Source organism: Bradyrhizobium sp. (assembly GCF_030697065.1).
Classification (GTDB): Bacteria; Pseudomonadota; Alphaproteobacteria; order Rhizobiales; family Xanthobacteraceae; genus Bradyrhizobium.
On the sequence record NZ_JAUYQU010000249.1, the window covers coordinates 1 to 12,870 of the forward strand.

The window sequence follows — 12,870 nt, forward strand, 5'->3', positions numbered from 1 at the left end:
CCGAACACGATGAACATCGTCAACGGCATCTGCATGGCGCCGACGGTCATCAAGCCGAATACGAATCCCCGGCAATGCAGTGCGGGCGAAAGGCCGCAGTCGGCGAACTGCCTGTGTCCGAACACGATGAACATCGTCAACGGCATCTGCATGGCGCCGACGGTCATCAAGCCGAATACGAATCCCCGGCAATGCAATGCGGGCGAGAACCCGCAGGCGGCGAACTGCCTGTGCCCGAACACGATGAACATCGTCAACGGCATCTGCACGGCGCCGACGGTCATCAAGCCGAACACCAATCCGCGGAACTGCAATGCGGGCGAGAACCCGCAGTCGGCCAATTGCCTGTGCAAGGGGCCATTGCAGATCGCCGCGAACGGAATCTGTAGTCCACCGTCCAACATTCGCATCGCTCCGGCCCCGTGTCCGGCGGGTACGACCGGGACTCCGCCGAACTGCGTGAAACAGCCCGACGCGACCTGCCCGGCTGGCACGACCGGCACGCCGCCGAACTGCGTGAGACCGCCGCCTGCGACGTGTCCCGCTGGCATGACCGGCACACCGCCGAACTGCGTGAGACCGCCGCCTGCGGCCTGTCCCGCTGGCATGACCGGCACGCCGCCGAACTGCGTGAGGCCGCCGCCTGCGACCTGTCCTGCAGGCATGACCGGCACGCCGCCGAACTGCGTAAGACCGCCACCGGCGAATTGTCCCGCGGGCATGACGGGCACGCCGCCGAACTGCGTGAGGCCGCCACCAGCGACCTGTCCTGCAGGCATGACCGGCACGCCGCCGAACTGCGTAAGACCTCCACCGGCGAATTGTCCTGCGGGTTTGATCGGCAAGCCGCCGAATTGCGTAAGACCGCCGCCGGCGACCTGTCCGGCGGGCACGACCGGCACGCCGCCGAACTGCGTGCGGCCGCCGCCTGCGACCTGTCCCCCAGGCACGACCGGCACGCCACCGAACTGCGTGAGGCCTCCGCCGCCCCCGCCAAATTGCCCGCCGCCCAGGAAGCTCAACGCGGCGGGACAATGCCTCTGATGTTGCCGATGCGATCGGCGCCGCGACACGATCTGCAGACGTGTCGCGGCGTCAAATCCGACCATCCCCGACGGGTACTTAGATGATCAGGACATCCGCCTTTGTCCTGGCCGTGATGGCCTCGGTCGGGACCGCCCACGCCCAGACCCGCGTCTATTCCTGCGCCAGGGGCGCTGCCATCACGCTCACGGTGATCAGCCCGAGCGCGATCACGGCCGGCCCGATCGAGGGCGGGACGATGCGGTTGAAGAAGAGCCCGGGCGATCCGCTGCGGTTTTCCGATGGCGATTACGCCGTGCAGATCTCGCCGGACCAGGCCCGGATCACCGTGGAAATTCCGGACTGGGGATCCGCGCAATGCCGGTTCAAACCGCAGGAGGCCGGGCAGGGTGGCCGGCCCGGCTTAGGCAATACCGATCCGTGCGGCCCGGGTTTCCATCAGTCGCCGCGGACCGGCCGCTGCGAACGCAACGAAAATCCTCCCGACCCGCGCCCCGTCGCCGGGCCAGCCCGGCTGCCGATGGCGGGGATGTCGCTCGGCGGCATCATGCGCGGCGCCCCGTCGATGTCGGCGCCCCGGCTGGCGAGCCTGGCCGAGAAGAGCGGTATCACGCTGCTGGAGCGCGCCGGCACGATGGACGGTTACGACTGGTTCAAGATCGAATTTCACGGCCGCATCGGTTACCAGTGGGGCGGCATCATGTGTTCCGATCAAGCGATTTCAGGCGTCTTGCAGAAGTGCGAATAATGCCGGCACCCTCGCCTGCGCCAAACCCGCGGCGGCACGCCCGGTAAGCTATTGATGGGAATGGGGTTTGGCACGGCGCTGACGGCGGAGCATTTTACTTTTTGGGCCGCGGACGCAGTGCCGCAGGAATGCGGTGGCCTGGGTCCTCCTATCTGTGCATGGGGTTGTTTTCACGATTTTGCCCAGACCCGGCCAGGCATCCCCGAAAAGGAGCCGGGCGGACAACCTGCCCGCTGGTCGATGTTGTCGAAAACGGTTGCCTTTCAGGGGTTTGCGACTGAAACAGGGTGCTCGCCGCGCCGATCGTCGCCGGTGCCCAGCGCCTCTCGTTTGCTGGCGATTTCAAAGCTAGTTTGAACCACACCGATTCGACGAGGTTTTTGACATCATGACCATCCGCCTGCATCGCGGCGATCTGCCCGATCTGTCCCGCTATACCGATTCAGTGGCGATCGATACCGAGACCATGGGGCTGCAGCCGCACCGCGACCGGCTCTGCGTGGTCCAGCTGTCGAACGGCGACGGCAGCGCCGACGTGGTGCAGATTCCCAGGGGTCACACCGACGCGCCAAATCTGAAGGCGCTGCTCGGCAATCCTGACGTGACGAAGATCTTCCACTTTGCGCGCTTCGATCTCGCCGCGCTCTACAACGCCTTCGGCGTGATGCCGCAGCCGGTCTACTGCACCAAGATCGCCTCGCGGCTGTGCCGCACCTATACCGATCGCCACGGGCTGAAGGATCTGGTGCGCGAGGTGCTCAACATCGATCTTTCGAAGCAGCAGCAGTCGAGCGACTGGGGCGCGCAGAGCCTGAGCGAGGCGCAATTGTCCTATGCCGCCTCCGACGTGCTGCATCTGCATGGCCTGCGCGAGCGGCTCGACGCCATGCTGGCGCGCGAGGGCCGGATGGAGTTGGCGCAGGCCTGTTTCGGGTTCCTTCCCTCGCGGGCCAGACTCGACCTGCAGGGTTGGGACGCCGAGGACATTTTTGCCCATTCCTGAGGGCTGTAACGGCGCTATGCCGCGGCTGTCCGCCCCGTTTCGGTCACACTCGTAGCGAGTGTCGGCTGCAAATTCCGGCGATTGCGGGTAGTATGGCCGCGGTCCCAGCGCTTTGGAGCAGCGGTGAATTCGGTTCAGAACCCACCCTATCAGGCAGGCATGGATGCCCGCTTCGCGATCGCGGCGCGCCACAGCCGGATGGTGCGGGTGCTGCGCGTCGCGGTGCCGGCCGCGGTGATCCTGGCGATGACGGCGATCGTCTTCGTCTCGGTCTATAATCCGTTCCGCATGCTGCTGCCGCAGCTGCCGGTCGACATCGGAAACCTGGTGGTTTCCGGCACCAAGATCACGATGGAAGCGCCGCATATGGCCGGCTACACGCCGGATCACCGGCCCTATGAGGTCTGGGCCAAAACCGCGACCCAGGACCTGACCGATCCGGACAAGGTCGATCTCAGGACGCTGCGCGCCAAGGTCCTGATGGAAGACCGCACCACCAACATCACGCTCGATGCCCGCAGCGGAATGTTCGATTCCAAGGCGCAGCTGTTGGACCTGCGCAAGGATATCTTCCTGCAGTCTTCCAGCGGCTATGAAGCCCGGATGTCGCAGGCGCTGGTCGATATCGGCAAGAGCACGGTGACATCGGAAGAGCATGTCGACGTCAAATTGCTCAACGGCACGCTGAGCGCCGACCGGCTGCGCATTACCGGCGGCGGCGAGGTGGTGCGGTTCGAGGGCAACGTCGTGCTGAACCTGGATAATCTGGGTACTTCCGAGGAGACGGCGGCGACGCCCGAGCCCGCCGCCAATCCATCTGCCGATCAATCTGTCAAGACGCGATCCGTGTCCGGAAAACCCACCAACCCGAAATGACCTTGATGATGATGTTTTCCCGGCGCAGCACTTCGACGATGCGGATCGCACGTCGCGCCCGCGTGGCCGGCTGTGTGCTGACGCTGCTCGCCGCCGGCGAAGCCGCCGCGCAAAGCGCGATGCAGGGCGTGCCCAACGCGATGCAGGGTTTTTCGCAGAACCGCGACCAGCCGATTCAGATCGAAGCCGCCAGCCTCGAAATGCGCGACAAGAAAAAGGAAGCGACCTTTGCCGGCAATGTGAAGGTGATCCAGGGCGATACCACCATGACGTCGAAGAGCCTCGTGGTGTTCTACGATTCGACATCGACGCCCGCACCGGCCGCCAAGGGCGCCAATGCCAAGGGCGCCAATGCCAAGGCGGGGAAATCGGCGCCGATGCAGGCCGCGAGCCCGGGTCCCGGCGGCAGCTCGTCGATCCGCAGGCTTGAGGCCAAAGGCAATGTGGTGGTTACCCAGAAGGACCAGGTGGTGACCGGGGAGACCGCCGTGTTCGACACCAGGGCCAACATGATCACCATGCTCGGCGGCATCGTGCTGACCCAGGGCAAGAACGTGCTGCGCGGCGACCGGCTGATGGTCGACATGGCGACAGGCGTGTCGCGTGTGGAATCCGACAGCGGCCGGGTCCAGGGCCTGTTCATTTCGTCGGGCGGCGGGGGTGCTCCTGCCATTCCCGGGGCGCCGGGTTCGGCGCCGGCGCTGTCCCTCAGCCCAAATAAACCAAAATAACATCAGTCACTTGTATGTTCGGTGCCGGTGGCGAGGTTGAAGCCCGCGTGGCAAGCCTTTATCTACCCTCGGCCGGTGGCACGATCCGGATCCGAGACCAGGGGTGTTCCACCGTGCAAGGGGCACCCGTTCAGTCATGTAGCCGCGGCCGATCGATGCCGGCGGCGGGTCGCGGGATACCGTGAAAGGCTCGAGCGAAGCGGGGGATGGTGGATTTTCTCAGCATGTTCCGTCGACGGCCGGTGAAGCGCGGTCCGCCTGGATTTGCGCGCTCGCGTGAGGACATCACGGCGCTCGGCGATACCATCGGCGACATGCTGACCAGCCCGGTGCGCGATGCGCCGCCGATGGCCCGCGAAGCGATCCCCATTGCCCACGATGTCGGGCTGCCGGCACCGGGCACGCCCGCTCCCGCCCCGGAAAAACCCCGGCCGCCGAAGTCCAAGGCCAGGAGCAAGGTGAATGGTGTGGCCGCGCCCCGGCTGGCCAAGCGGGCCGGCTATCTGGCTGTGCATAGCGTGGAAAAGAGTTTCGGTACCCGGCAGGTTGTGCGCGGCGTCAGCATCTATGTCCGGCGCGGCGAGGCGGTCGGTTTGCTGGGTCCGAACGGCGCCGGCAAGACCACGGTGTTTTACATGATCACCGGCCTGATCAAGGCCGATCGCGGCGCCATCGAGCTCGATGGCCACGACGTCACCAAGTTGCCGATGTACCAGCGCGCCCGGCTCGGGATCGGCTATCTGCCGCAGGAAGCGTCGATCTTCCGCGGCCTCACCGTGGAACAGAACATTCGCGCGGTGCTGGAGGTCGTCGAGCCCTCGAAGAAGAAGCGCGAGAAGGAACTGAACGCGCTGCTCGAAGAGTTCAATATCACGCGGCTGCGCAAGACCCCGTCGATTGCGCTGTCCGGCGGCGAACGGCGTCGCGTCGAGATCGCACGCGCGCTGGCGACGCGGCCGAATTACATGTTGCTCGACGAACCGTTCGCCGGCATCGATCCGATCGCGGTGGGTGACATCCAGGACCTGGTCCGCCACCTCACCAATCGTGGCATCGGCGTGCTGATCACGGACCACAATGTGCGGGAAACGCTGGGGCTGACCGACCGCGCCTATATCGTCTATGCTGGCGAGATCCTGACCGAGGGCAATCCGGAAGAGATCGTCGCCAATCCGGAGGTGCGGCGGCTGTATCTGGGCGAGGAGTTCCGGCTGTGAGCCTTGGCTTCGGAGCTTGGCTTAACCCTCCCTTTGGATTCCGCCTCTAGTCCTTTTTTACCGTCCGTCAAGCCGTGTACATCCGCTTTGGACTAGTTTAAGCAAGAATCGGACCAACTTTTAGTGGATCGGTTCTTTTCGCATGGCGTTGTCGCAGAGATTAGAGTTCCGTCAGTCCCAATCGCTGGTGATGACGCCGCAGCTTATGCAGGCGATCAAGCTGCTGCAGCTGTCCAATCTCGATCTTTCGGCCTTCGTGGAAGAGGAACTGGAGCGCAATCCGCTGCTGGAACGCGCCAGCGAAGGCACCGAACCGCCGGTCGCGGGGGAACCTGCGGCGGAGCGGGGCGAATATTCCGGCCATGACGAACAGGGCTCGGCCTACGCCGACGAGGGGGGCGAGCGTTCCGACATGGCCGGCGGCGTCGCCGGCGAGGGTTTCGAGGCGCCCCAGGAAGACTGGATGAACCGCGATCTCGGCAGCCGCTCCGAGATCGAGCAGACCCTCGATACCCCGCTCGATAACGTGTTTACCGAAGAGCCGGCCGAAGCCGCCGCGCGCACCGCGCAGGATGCGGCGCCGACCGCCTATACCGAATGGGGTGGCGGCGCCTCCAACGACGACAGTTACAATCTCGAGGCCTTCGTCGCCGCCGAGGTGACGCTCGGCAGCCATCTTGCCGAACAGCTGGCGGTGGCCTTTAGCGCGCCGGCGCAGCGCATGATCGGGCAATATCTGATCGATCTGGTCGACGAGGCCGGCTATCTGCCGCCGGATCTGGGGCAGGCGGCCGAGCGGCTGGGCGCGTCGCAAGCGGACGTCGAGGCGGTGCTTGCGGTGCTGCAGAAATTCGATCCGCCCGGCGTCTGCGCGCGTTCCCTCAGCGAGTGCCTGGCGATCCAGCTGCGCGAGCTCGACCGCTACGATCCCGCGATGCGGGCGCTGGTCGAGCATCTCGACCTCCTGGCCAAGCGCGATATTGCTGCGCTGCGAAAGCTGTGCGGCGTCGACGATGACGATATCACCGACATGATCGGTGAAATTCGCCGACTCAATCCGAAACCCGGCCTGAAATTCGGCTCGGCCCGGACCCAGACCATGGTGCCGGATGTGTATGTGCGGCCGGGTCCCGATGGAGGCTGGCATGTCGAGCTCAACAGCGACACGTTGCCGCGCGTGCTGGTCAACCAGATCTATTACACCGAACTGGCGAAGAACATCCGCAAGGACGGCGACAAGTCGTATTTCTCCGATTGCCTGCAGAACGCAACGTGGCTGGTGCGCGCGCTCGATCAGCGCGCCCGCACCATCCTGAAGGTGGCGACCGAGATCGTGCGCCAGCAGGACGCGTTCTTCACGCACGGCGTCGCGCATTTGCGGCCGCTCAACCTCAAAGCGGTGGCAGACGCGATCCAGATGCATGAATCAACGGTGTCGCGGGTTACCGCCAACAAGTACATGGCGACGAATCGCGGCAGTTTCGAATTGAAATATTTCTTCACCGCATCGATCGCGTCGGCCGACGGCGGCGAGGCCCATTCAGCCGAGGCCGTCAGGCATCACATCAAGCAGTTGATCGACGCGGAGGATCCGGCCGTGATTCTGTCCGATGACACGATCGTGGAACGATTGCGCGTTTCCGGCATTGATATCGCCCGGCGTACGGTTGCGAAGTACCGCGAGGCAATGCGTATTCCTTCCTCGGTACAACGCCGCCGCAACAAGCAAAGCATGCTCGGTAATGCCCTTTCGGCGCCCGCGTCCTCCGACCGATCCCGGGACACCGCCCCGGCCTGATTGCGTCCCCGCCAAATCGGGATAGTGTCGGTTCCGTTCCAGACCAATCGAGGCATCAAATGACTCTCCGGATCTCGGGAAAAAGCATCAATGTGGGCGACGCCCTGCGAGGGCGCGTCAGCGAGCGCACCGATGAAGTGCTGCGCAAATATTTCGACGGCAACTATTCCGGCCACATCACGCTGAGCAAGGACGGTTTCGGTTTCCGCACCGACTGCTCGCTGCATCTGGATTCCGGCATCACGCTGGAGGCTGATTCCAACGCCGCCGACGCCTATGCCAGCGCCGACCAGGCGCTGCTGATGATCGAAAAGCGGCTGCGCCGCTACAAGAGCCGGCTCAAGGACCGTTCGGCGCGAAAGTCGCATGCCGAAGCGGTGGCGATGGCCGAACTGACGGCCCCGACCTTTGATGTTCCGAGCTATGTGATCGAGGCGCCGGCGGGCGAAGACGAGCACGACGAGGTCGGTTACAGCCCGGTCATCATCGCCGAGGCGACCACGTCGCTGAAGCGTTTTTCGGTCAGCGAGGCGGTGATGGAACTCGACCTGACCGGCGCCGCCTGTCTGGTGTTCCAGCATGGCTCCAGCGGACGGGTAAACATCATTTACCGCCGGCCGGACGGCAATGTCGGCTGGATCGACCCCCCGGTGCTCCCGTCCGGAGGATAGCCGCCGACCGACGGGGAATCGGCCGGAAGCCGGCGCGGGCCGGCATTGACCCTGCCAGGGTGCCTCCCTATGGTCCCGCCGCCCTCGGGTCGGGGGGCGGGACTTCAAGGAGACAAGGGGACAACTCCCCCGGGTGTTGGCACCGCTCTTGCGTTGGAGTAGGAGAAGGCCCGTAGAAGCCCCGATGGGCTCCCGGGCGCAGGCCTGCTGCTAACGCGATCCAAGTTCTTGACGTCGCCCCTCTAAACCCTATTTCGCAACCTGACGGCTCAATTCACCTCGGAACGCCCAATGACGATTACCGATCTGGTCGCACCCGAGGCGATTCTCCCGGCTTTGAAGGTCAACAGCAAGAAGCAGGCGCTGCAGGAGTTGGCGGCGCGGGCGGCCAGCCTGACCGGGCAGAACGAGCGCGCGGTGTTCGAGATTCTGCTGCAGCGCGAGAAGCTCGGCACTACCGCCGTCGGCTACGGCGTCGCTATCCCGCACGGCAAGCTGCCCAAGCTGGAAAGGCTGTTCGGCCTGTTCGCCAGGCTCGAACGCCCGATCGATTTCGAATCGATGGACGGCCAGCCGGTCGATCTGATTTTCCTCCTGCTGGCGCCGGAAGGCGCCGGCGCCGACCACCTGAAGGCACTGGCGCGGATCGCGCGGCTGTTGCGCGACCAGGACGTCGCCAAGAAGCTGCGCGCCTCGCGTGACGCCCAGGCGATCTATTCGGTGCTGGCGCTGCCGCCGGCGAGCGCGGCGTAGGCGCAGCAGGTTTCCGGTCGGTCCTCGCGCGCCATATCCTGTCGCTGCGTTGGTCTCGTTGATCCGGGCGGATCGCGCGGGATGGCTAGCGCGACGTAAAGCCAAGGAGTGTCAAGAAGCGCTCCACATCCCGCCTGACGCGTGGCGCCCAGCTCGGCAAAGGCCCAATCCTTCCAACGGGTTTCTTCAGTTTTGGGATGTCGCGACGTGCCGCGGCCTCGCGCAGCACGGATCCGTAATTTTACCTAGCCGGAACGAGGCCAAGTCCCATCCGCCTTTAAGAAAATTCATGGTCTTCCGCGCTTAATTTGCCTGCGATTGAAATGTGCCGCGGTCAACATGTCAGCTTCACGAATGCAGGATGCATGTATCATCGCCGTCGCAGGCCTGGCGCTCTGGCTGTCCAATGGCGAGAGCGTGCGGGCGGAATCGTTGCGCGCCGGGGGCACCGGTGCCGCGCTTGAGACGCTGCGACGTCTCGGCACGGCGTTCGCGACATTCGAACCGGACACAAGGATCGAGGTTGTCGACGGACTCGGTAGCTCCGGCGGCATCGCCGCGGTCGCCGCCGGCGCCATCGATTTTTCGGTTTCAGGCCGCCCGCTCGGCCCCGCCGATGATGCATCGCTGAAAGCGTCTTTGATTGCCCGCACGCCCTTCGGCCTTGTCAGTGCGAATTCGAATCCAGGTGACATCAAGAGTGACGACGTCGCTGTCTTGTTTGGGTCCACGACCTCGGTCTGGCCTGATGGCAAGCCGGTGCGTCCCATCCTGCGGCCAAGGACCGATATCGATTCGCATTTGCTCGTAAGTACTTTCCGTAACATGGCGTCCGCCTTGGAGAAGCTGCGGCAACGCGCGGAGGTCCCGGTGGGAGCTACGGATCAGGACAACGCCCGGCTCGCCGAGGGGATTGCCGGGTCGTTGACGGCCATGACGCTGGCGCAATCTCACACCGAAAATCTCCGGCTTCGCTTCCTGAGCATCGACGGTATCGCGCCGACGCTCGAAAATTTCGAAAGCGGGAGATATCCTTACGGCAAGGATTTCTATCTGGTCGTGTCATCCCGGTCGATGCCCGCGCTCGATCGCTTCATGGCGTTCGTTCGCTCGGCCGAGGGGATAGCGGTGCTACGCAACAATGGTAGCCTGCCGGTGCGCCGATGATCGAAACGCAGCAGAGAAAGCTCGCCGAAGACCGCCGGTTGTTGCGCCGGACGGTGCAGTCGAGCGCCATGATCGTCGCGATGCTGGTCGCGCTGTTGCTGCCGCTCGGGTACGGGCTGATCGCCTATCAATACGAGGCGGCGGATGCCGAATTGAAGGCGCAACTCAGCGCGAAGCGGGTGGCGGGGTTTATTTTCCAGCATCCGAGCCTTTGGGAGTTCAATACCGAGCGACTGGGGGAGATCATCGGATCGCACCCCAGCGGCGTCCTGGACGGTGTGCAGCAGCGGATCGTGAAACCGGGCGGCAAGGTCGTGGCCATACGCGGCACGACATCCGGGCATTTTACCGCGATTCAGCGCGCGCCGATCGTGGTTGGCGACGCCGTGTTGGCCGAGCTTGAGTTCGAAGCTTCGATCGATCCGCTACTGCTGCGGATCGCATTCTGTGCCTTCAGCGGTGCTTGCCTCGGGCTACTGGCCTACTTTTCCTTTCGCAGTCTGCCGCTCTACGCACTGGATAACGCACTGGGAACTATCGAGTTGCTTCAAGAGCACATGGCCGACAAGAACGAAGAACTGACGGCGCAGAACCACAGGCTGATCGAGCAGGAAGAAGCACTCCAACAGCGCTCCAAAGAGCTTGCCAGCGCCCAGCGCCTGGGCAAGATCGGCGACTGGAGCTATCGGCTCGGCGACACGGAACTGTGGTGGTCGCCTGAAATCTTCCGGCTTCTCCGCTATGATCCAGCAAGCTTCCACACCAGCCGTGACGCAGTCTTGTCGACCTATTTGGGAGACGGTGCGCGCCGTGTGATAGAGTCGCAGTCGGATGTGATGCGCACCGGGTCGGCCAAGAGCGTCGACGCCAAGGTAAGGTGCGGCGATGGTTCGGTATGCGACGTCGTGGTTTCGAGCCAGGCGATGACCAATGATGACGGTCATACCACCGGCTTCTTTGGCACCATTCAGGATATTACCGACCGCAAGGTTGCCGAGGAGCAACTTGAGAAGCTGGCTTATTACGATCCGCTGACGGGTCTGGCCAATCGGACCCTGTTTCAGCGCGAGCTCAACGATTCGCTTGGCCGCTGTGGCCGCGCGGGAACCCAGGCGGCGTTACTGCTGCTCGATCTCGACCGGTTCAAGGAGGTAAACGACTCGCTCGGCCATGCGGCGGGCGACGAGTTGCTGACCAAGGTCACCAATCTGATTTCGCGCGTCGTGGAACGCGGCCATTTCCTCTGTCGTCTCGGCGGCGACGAGTTTGCGATCATCATGCCGGACTACCACGACATCGCCGAAGTCAAGAAATTGGCTGGCGCCGTGATTGCGGCGGTCGGCGGCTCGATCCAGCTCGATCGCGGCGAGGCCAACATTGGAACCAGCATCGGGATCGCATTGATCCCGCAACATGGCTCGAATGTAGGCGATCTGCAGCGCAACGCCGATCTGGCGCTGTATCGCGCCAAGGAGGAAGGCCGCGGACGTTTCAGTTTCTTCGAGACCGGCATGAGCGAAGCCGTGCAGCACAAGATCGCGCTGGCCCGCGACCTGCGCCATGCGGTGGACGAAAATATCGGTCTGACCGTGCACTATCAGCCCCAGGTCGATCTTGTGACCGACCGGGTGACCGGCTTCGAGGCGCTGATGCGCTGGACTCATCCGACCTTCGGCACCGTCCCGCCTTCCGAATTCATCCCGATCGCCGAGAGTTCGCAGCTGATCTGCGATCTCGGCCTCTGGATCATCCGGCAGGCGACGCAGCAGGCCAAGGTATGGCTCGACGCCGGTGAGCCGGCGCGCGAGGTCGCCGTGAACGTTTCCGCCGCCCAGATTTGGAACACCGACATCACCGCTGACGTCGCGCGAATTCTGGACGAAACCGGGTTGCCGCCACATCTGCTGTGCCTGGAACTCACCGAGAGCCTCCTGGCCGACCACACCGAAGCCCGATTCCGCAATGTGCTCGTGGGGCTGAAGGAACTCGGCGTGACCTTGGCGCTCGACGACTTCGGGACCGACTACTCCTCGCTCGGCTACCTCACCCAACTGCCGTTCGACAAGCTCAAGATTGACCGGCTTTTCGTCGACGGCATCACCGAGGCAGCGCGCGCCCGCAAGCTGCTGGAAGGCATTATTGCGCTCGGCCGCGGTCTCGGCATGACGATCGTCGCCGAAGGGGCGGAGAAGCTTGAGGAGGTCGAGATCCTGCGGACCTTCGGCTGCGATATGGTCCAAGGTTATGTGTTTGCCCGGCCCACCTTGGCAGCGGACGCCCTGGCTGTGGCGTGGCGGTTCGAGACCGACCGCCACGGCTTGCCGGCGGCATCGAAGGCGGGCTTGGCAGCCACGCCAGCGCTTTCCGCGGTAGCATGATGGCGCGACTGATGCGTCGCCGCAGAAAAATACGCGGGCCAGCCCCCGATCAGATCAAGGACGCGTCCCGCGTATAGCTCGTTTCGGATGGGCGCTCATTAACCGTAGCAGCAACCGTAGCAGCGGCTGCGCGGGCCTCGCCTCCGTCAGTGAACGCTGACGGCCTGCAATTCGTTGCTCCATGCGTTGGCGATCGCGGCTTCGCGGCTGTCGGTCAGCATGATCGGCGTGCCGTCGGCGGCATGCAGCGCAAACAGTTTCAGGCCCGGCGCAATCTTCGGCGCCTGCGGAAACAGTCCCGGTACGTCCTCGGAACGGATCTGCTTCACATAGGCGATGTGACCCTCGCCCTGGGTGGCCAGCGTCTCGGTGGAGACGGTTTCGGTTTCAACCACAACACCAGGATCAGTCATGGTCTCGACTCCTCTGTCAGACTAAGCGGTCGTGTCCGATACTCGTTCCATTATTCGTGCTCATTGATAGC

The 12,870-nt window shown here is 64.0% G+C and carries 11 protein-coding genes and 1 pseudogene; 10 read left to right on the forward strand and 2 right to left on the reverse strand.

Annotated features, from left to right (window positions below):
- Positions 1–1,022, reverse strand: a pseudogene (locus Q8R73_RS19575) (hypothetical protein); the annotation flags it as partial.
- Between the two features lie 104 nt (positions 1,023–1,126).
- Here Q8R73_RS19575 and Q8R73_RS19580 point away from each other — a divergent pair.
- The 10 genes from Q8R73_RS19580 (at position 1,127) to Q8R73_RS19625 (ending at position 12,386) form a co-directional block, all read left to right on the forward strand.
- Entirely contained in the window at positions 1,127–1,792 is a 666-nt protein-coding gene (locus Q8R73_RS19580) for a hypothetical protein (protein WP_305721200.1), read from the forward strand.
- Between the two features lie 388 nt (positions 1,793–2,180).
- Entirely contained in the window at positions 2,181–2,795 is a 615-nt protein-coding gene (locus Q8R73_RS19585; RefSeq protein ID WP_305721201.1) for a ribonuclease D, read from the forward strand.
- A gap of 123 nt (positions 2,796–2,918) precedes the next feature.
- Positions 2,919–3,671: an LPS export ABC transporter periplasmic protein LptC gene (gene lptC / locus Q8R73_RS19590; protein WP_305721202.1), complete on the forward strand. Its 753-nt coding sequence runs from the start codon at positions 2,919–2,921 to the stop codon at positions 3,669–3,671.
- 5 nt (positions 3,672–3,676) lie between these two features.
- Complete coding sequence (locus tag Q8R73_RS19595; RefSeq protein WP_371126135.1) at positions 3,677–4,402, forward strand: LptA/OstA family protein; 726 nt, start codon at positions 3,677–3,679, stop codon at positions 4,400–4,402.
- Positions 4,403–4,608: 206 nt separating this feature from the next.
- Entirely contained in the window at positions 4,609–5,619 is a 1,011-nt protein-coding gene (lptB, locus tag Q8R73_RS19600) for an LPS export ABC transporter ATP-binding protein (protein ID WP_305721203.1), read from the forward strand.
- A gap of 142 nt (positions 5,620–5,761) precedes the next feature.
- Positions 5,762–7,417 carry an RNA polymerase factor sigma-54 gene (gene rpoN, locus Q8R73_RS19605; protein ID WP_305721204.1) on the forward strand — a complete coding sequence of 552 codons (1,656 nt, stop codon included), beginning with the start codon at positions 5,762–5,764 and terminating at the stop codon, positions 7,415–7,417.
- Between the two features lie 59 nt (positions 7,418–7,476).
- Positions 7,477–8,088 carry a ribosome hibernation-promoting factor, HPF/YfiA family gene (hpf, locus tag Q8R73_RS19610; RefSeq protein WP_305721205.1) on the forward strand — a complete coding sequence of 204 codons (612 nt, stop codon included), beginning with the start codon at positions 7,477–7,479 and terminating at the stop codon, positions 8,086–8,088.
- A gap of 291 nt (positions 8,089–8,379) precedes the next feature.
- Positions 8,380–8,841 (forward strand): PTS IIA-like nitrogen regulatory protein PtsN, encoded by a 462-nt coding sequence (gene ptsN / locus Q8R73_RS19615; RefSeq protein WP_305721206.1) that lies wholly within the window; start codon positions 8,380–8,382, stop codon positions 8,839–8,841.
- A 339-nt stretch (positions 8,842–9,180) separates the two neighbouring features.
- Positions 9,181–10,008, forward strand: coding sequence for a substrate-binding domain-containing protein (locus Q8R73_RS19620; protein WP_305721207.1), 828 nt, complete (start codon positions 9,181–9,183; stop codon positions 10,006–10,008).
- Positions 10,005–12,386, forward strand: a complete 2,382-nt coding sequence (locus tag Q8R73_RS19625) for a bifunctional diguanylate cyclase/phosphodiesterase (protein WP_305721208.1) — start codon at positions 10,005–10,007, stop codon at positions 12,384–12,386. The genes Q8R73_RS19620 and Q8R73_RS19625 overlap by 4 nt, the downstream gene beginning before the upstream one ends.
- Before the next feature lie 146 nt (positions 12,387–12,532).
- Here the strand turns inward: Q8R73_RS19625 and Q8R73_RS19630 are convergent, their stop codons facing one another.
- Complete coding sequence (locus Q8R73_RS19630) at positions 12,533–12,799, reverse strand: DUF1150 domain-containing protein (RefSeq protein WP_305721209.1); 267 nt, start codon at positions 12,797–12,799, stop codon at positions 12,533–12,535.
- Between the last annotated feature and the right edge of the window lie 71 nt (positions 12,800–12,870).

What these genes read in the sequence shown, in the direction of transcription:
- Q8R73_RS19580 (WP_305721200.1), top strand. Translation starts at nt 1,127, where the DNA reads ATGATCAGGACATCCGCCTTTGTCCTGGCCGTGATGGCCTCGGTCGGG.
- lptB (WP_305721203.1), top strand. Translation starts at nt 4,609, where the DNA reads ATGGTGGATTTTCTCAGCATGTTCCGTCGACGGCCGGTGAAGCGCGGT.
- Q8R73_RS19620 (WP_305721207.1), top strand. Translation starts at nt 9,181, where the DNA reads ATGTCAGCTTCACGAATGCAGGATGCATGTATCATCGCCGTCGCAGGC.
- rpoN (WP_305721204.1), top strand. Translation starts at nt 5,762, where the DNA reads ATGGCGTTGTCGCAGAGATTAGAGTTCCGTCAGTCCCAATCGCTGGTG.
- hpf (WP_305721205.1), top strand. Translation starts at nt 7,477, where the DNA reads ATGACTCTCCGGATCTCGGGAAAAAGCATCAATGTGGGCGACGCCCTG.
- ptsN (WP_305721206.1), top strand. Translation starts at nt 8,380, where the DNA reads ATGACGATTACCGATCTGGTCGCACCCGAGGCGATTCTCCCGGCTTTG.
- Q8R73_RS19630 (WP_305721209.1), bottom strand. Translation starts at nt 12,799, where the DNA reads ATGACTGATCCTGGTGTTGTGGTTGAAACCGAAACCGTCTCCACCGAG.
- Q8R73_RS19595 (WP_371126135.1), top strand. Translation starts at nt 3,677, where the DNA reads ATGATGATGTTTTCCCGGCGCAGCACTTCGACGATGCGGATCGCACGT.
- Q8R73_RS19625 (WP_305721208.1), top strand. Translation starts at nt 10,005, where the DNA reads ATGATCGAAACGCAGCAGAGAAAGCTCGCCGAAGACCGCCGGTTGTTG.
- Q8R73_RS19585 (WP_305721201.1), top strand. Translation starts at nt 2,181, where the DNA reads ATGACCATCCGCCTGCATCGCGGCGATCTGCCCGATCTGTCCCGCTAT.